The sequence below is a fragment of the Halomonas sp. genome (assembly GCF_041689495.1).
In the GTDB taxonomy this organism is placed as follows: Bacteria; Pseudomonadota; Gammaproteobacteria; order Pseudomonadales; family Halomonadaceae; genus Halomonas.
Map to the genome: position 1 here is coordinate 1 of NZ_JBDNGD010000132.1, position 4,309 is coordinate 4,309.

General features: G+C 63.0%; 2 protein-coding genes. Both read right to left on the reverse strand.

Annotated features, from left to right (window positions below; genetic code table 11):
- Window positions 1–800 (reverse strand): L,D-transpeptidase family protein (locus tag ACESMD_RS04420; protein ID WP_372610708.1); only part of this gene is annotated, 800 nt, incomplete at its 3' end.
- Between the two features lie 199 nt (window positions 801–999).
- A partial coding sequence (gene mfd, locus ACESMD_RS04425) for a transcription-repair coupling factor (protein WP_372610710.1) occupies window positions 1,000–4,309 on the reverse strand: 3,310 nt, incomplete at its 5' end.

Below are 4,309 nucleotides of genomic sequence, written 5' to 3' on the forward strand. Positions count from 1 at the left end.
AGTTGCGGGAACGACTGGGCATAGAGCACCCCATCGTCGGACCAGCCGGCCTTGAACGGCTGATCGATGATGTTGACGGTGGTACCACTGGGGACCCGGTTATAGAGTGACTCGATGTCCTCGGGGAACATGCGGATGCAGCCGCGGCTTGCTCGCATGCCAACGCCTTCAGGCTTGTTGGTCCCGTGGATCAGATAGCTTTGCAGGCCGAGCAGAATGGCGTGGCGGCCGAGGGGGTTGTCGGGCCCGGGTGGCACGATGCTCGGTGCCGGCTCGCCGCGTGCGGCGGCTTCCTCGCGCATCGAGCGTGGCGGTGACCAGGCGGGATCCTTCACCTTGACAGTGGTCTTGGTCAACCCTACCGGGGTGGAAAAGCCGCCGCGCCCCACGCTGATCGGATAGGACTCGACCACCCCCTCGCGAGAGTAATAGTAAAGCCTCAACTCCGAGAGGTTGATCACGATGCCCTCGCGCGGGGCGTCAGGGAGGATGTGTCGATTCGGGATCACCACTTCGGTACCGGCGTAGGGAGCCCAGATGCTGACATCCGGATTGGCCATGCGAATGGCATCATAGCCGACATTGTGGCGACGACCGATATCGATCAGAGTGTCCCCTTCCTCGACCGTGACGCTGTAGTTGTCGCCGATCACCTTGCCTGATTCAGGCAAGGGAAAATGCCCCAGTGGCATGTCTCCCTCCTCGCCAAGGGCGATGCCGGACAGGGTCGAGGCCAGTATGGCGGCAAGGCCGATTCTTACCAGCCCTCCGGCCGCACGCCTCGTGAGTAGATCGTTCATCGTCTACATCTCTTCATCTCTTGGTGTCGTCATGCGGAAAGGCGCACTGAAGCCCATGTCCTGTCATGACTCGGGGTTGGGTCGCGTCTGCCTCCTTGCCGAGGCAATGAGTTCGGTGGCGGCGATGAGACGCGTGAATAGCTCTATAGACTGCCCCGAGTGGCAACAGTTCGCCAGTGACAGATCGCGAATAAATGTCTCAGGCGGCCTCCCGGTTGAGCGTATCGAGCAGTTGCTCCATGGCCTGGAAGCGGGTTTCCTCGCTGGCCATGCTGGCGTCGAAGCGAAGGGTGTCAGCACCATCCAGGCGATACCGTTCCGGGGCTTGCTGTATCAGTGTTACCAGAGTCAAAGGGTCGACGTGGGTCTGCTGGCCGAAGATCAGCCGTCCTTTCTCTTCTCCGGCTTCCAGCCGAATGATCCCCAGGCGCTCGGCTCGTTGGCGCAGTTGCGTTTGCCGCAGGAGTGTCTTGACGGGTTCAGGCAGCAGGCCGAAGCGGTCGATCAATTCCACCTGGAGCTCCCGCAGGCCTGCTTCGTCCTGGGTGCCGGCGATACGCTTGTACATGACCAGGCGTTGCTGCACGTCATGGATATAGTCGTCAGGGATCAGTGCCGGCAGGCCGAGGCTCACTTCCACGCCCTCATGCAATGGCACCTCGATATTGGGGGTCTTGCCGGCGCGTATGGCCTTGACGGCCCGATCGAGCATCTCCATGTAGAGGCCGTAGCCGATGGTTTCCATCTGGCCACTCTGTTCGTCACCCAGTAGCTCACCCGCCCCACGGATTTCCATGTCGTGACTGGCCAGGGTGAAGCCCGCGCCCAGTTCCTCGGCGGCGCCGATGGCCTCCAGGCGCTTGACCGCGCCCCGGGTCATGGCCTGGGGAATGGGCGCGAGCAGGTAGGCATACGCCTGGTGGTGGCTGCGCCCGACACGCCCACGCAGCTGGTGAAGCTGGGCGAGTCCGAATCGGTCGGCCCGCTCGATGATGATGGTATTGGCGCTGGGGACATCGATGCCGGTTTCGATGATGGTGGAGCATACTAGGACATTGAAGCGCTTGTGGTAAAAATCGGACATGACGCGCTCCAGGGAACGCTCCGGCAACTGACCGTGGGCGACCCCGACCCGAGCCTCGGGGACCAGCGCCCGGACCTTCTCCGCGGCGGTCTCGATGGTCTTGACCTCGTTGTGCAGGAAGTAGACCTGGCCGCCCCGCAGGATCTCGCGGAGAACCGCTTCCTTGATCACGGATTCGTCACGTTGCTGGACAAAGGTCTTCACCGAGAGGCGTCGAGCGGGGGGAGTGGCGATGATCGAGAGGTCGCGGATACCGCTCATGGCCATGTTCAGGGTGCGCGGGATGGGGGTGGCCGTCATGGTCAGGATGTCGACTTCGGACCGCAAACGCTTGAGCTTCTCCTTCTGCGCTACCCCGAAGCGATGCTCTTCGTCGATGATCAGCAGCCCCATCGCGGGCATTTTCACGGATTTCGACAGCAACTTGTGGGTGCCGATGACGATATCCGCCTGCCCGCCTTCGATTCGTTCCAGGGAGGCGGCCTGGCCCTTGCCGGAGGTGAAGCGTGAGATCAACTCGATGTTGACCGCCGTATCGGCGAAGCGGTCACGAAAGTTCTCGTAGTGCTGGCGAGCGAGCAGGGTGGTAGGCACCAGCACGATCACCTGGCGTCCGGACTGGACCGCCAGAAAGGCAGCCCGCATGGCGACCTCGGTCTTGCCGAAACCCACATCACCACAGATCACGCGATCCATGGGGGTCGGGGCGACCATGTCACCGATCACGGCGGCGATGGCCGCACGCTGGTCCGGTGTCTCCTCGAAGGGGAAGTTGGCCGCAAAGCGGACATAATCCTCTTCGGGCGGTGCGTAGGCGAAACCCGCCTGGGCCTCGCGTCGGGCATAGATGTCGAGGAGTTCCGCGGCGGTGTCGCGAATCTTTTCGGCCGCCTTGCGCCTTGCCTTGTCCCACTGATCGGAGCCCAGGCGATGCATGGGTGCCAGGTCATCCTCGGCACCGGCATAGCGGGAGATCAGGTGCAGGCTGTCCACCGGGACATAGAGGCGAGCACCATCGGCGTATTCCAGAGCGACGAACTCGGCGGCCTGACCACCGGCCTCCAGGGTTTCCAGGCCGAGGTAGCGTCCTACCCCGTGTGCCTGGTGGACTACCGGGGCACCAGTACGCAGTTCCGACAGGTGGCGAATCGCCAGTTCGTTGTCATCGGTGGCTTTTTCGCGACGTCGACTCTGGCGCACCACGTCGCCGAAAAGCTCCGTCTCGCTGATGATGGCCAGATCGGGTTCTGTCAGCCACAGGCCTGCATCGATCTCACCCTGGGTGATGCCGACCCGGATGCTGTCATCGAGGAACGCAGAGAAATCCTCGACATGCGACAGTCCCAGGCGCAGTGGCGCCAGGGTTTCCTCCAGCGCCTCGCGCCGTCCCCGGGATTCTGCCACGAAGAGAATCCGGGTCGACTCATGCTCGGCCAGGAAGGTCTCCAGTGAGGCAAGCGGGTGTTTGGCGCGAGCGTTCACTGTCACCTGGGCCGGCGGCCTGGAAGCGGGGGTATAGGCGTGACGGTGGTCGGTATCATCGGTCATTTCGACGCGGGGATGGCGCTTGATGGCGCCGAAGACTTCGGCCACGGGAACGAAGGCCCGGTGCGGCGGCAGCAGGGGGCGGGTCGGGTCGACTCGCAGGTTGTCGAAGCGGCTCTCGATGGCCGTCCAGTGTTGCTCGGCGGCGTTGAAGACATCCGGCATCAAGGCGATCCGGGTGCCCTCGGCGAGGTGTTCGAACAGGGTGGCCGTATGCTCGAAGAACAGCGGTAGATAGTGTTCCAGTCCCGGGGAAGGAATGCCTTTCAAGGCATCCACATAGAGAGGCGACTGGCGAGGGTTGACATCGAAGAGTGTCTCGAACCCCTCGCGAAAGCGAGCGATCGCGCGGCGTGACAGGGAGTATTCGTGGGCCGGCAGCAGTTCGACTCGCTTGACCTTGTCGCCGCTGCGCTGGGTGTCCGGATCGAAATGGCGAAGGGTATCGATCTCGTCGTCGAAGAGGTCGATGCGCAACGGGGTTTCGTTGCCCATGGGGAAGAGGTCTATCAGGGCACCCCGCAGGGCATATTCGCCGGGTTCGTATACTGTCTCGACGGCGCGGTAGCCGGCGCGGGAAAGCGAATCGCGGAATCCCTCGCGGTCGAGCCGTGTGCCGACCTCGAGTGTCATGACCCGGCCGGCGATGTAGTCGACCGGCGGCAGGCGCTGCATCAGGGTGTTGATGGCCACCAGCACGATACCGTGTTCACCGTCCTGGAGTCGGCGCAGGGTCCTTAATCGCGACGATACGATGTCCTGGTGCGGTGAGAAGCTGTCGTAGGGCAGCGTCTCCCAGTCGGGAAAGGGCATCACCGGAAGCCGGGCGAAGAATTGCAGGTCATTCTCCAGGCGCTGGGCCTGGGCAGTGTCGGTGGTG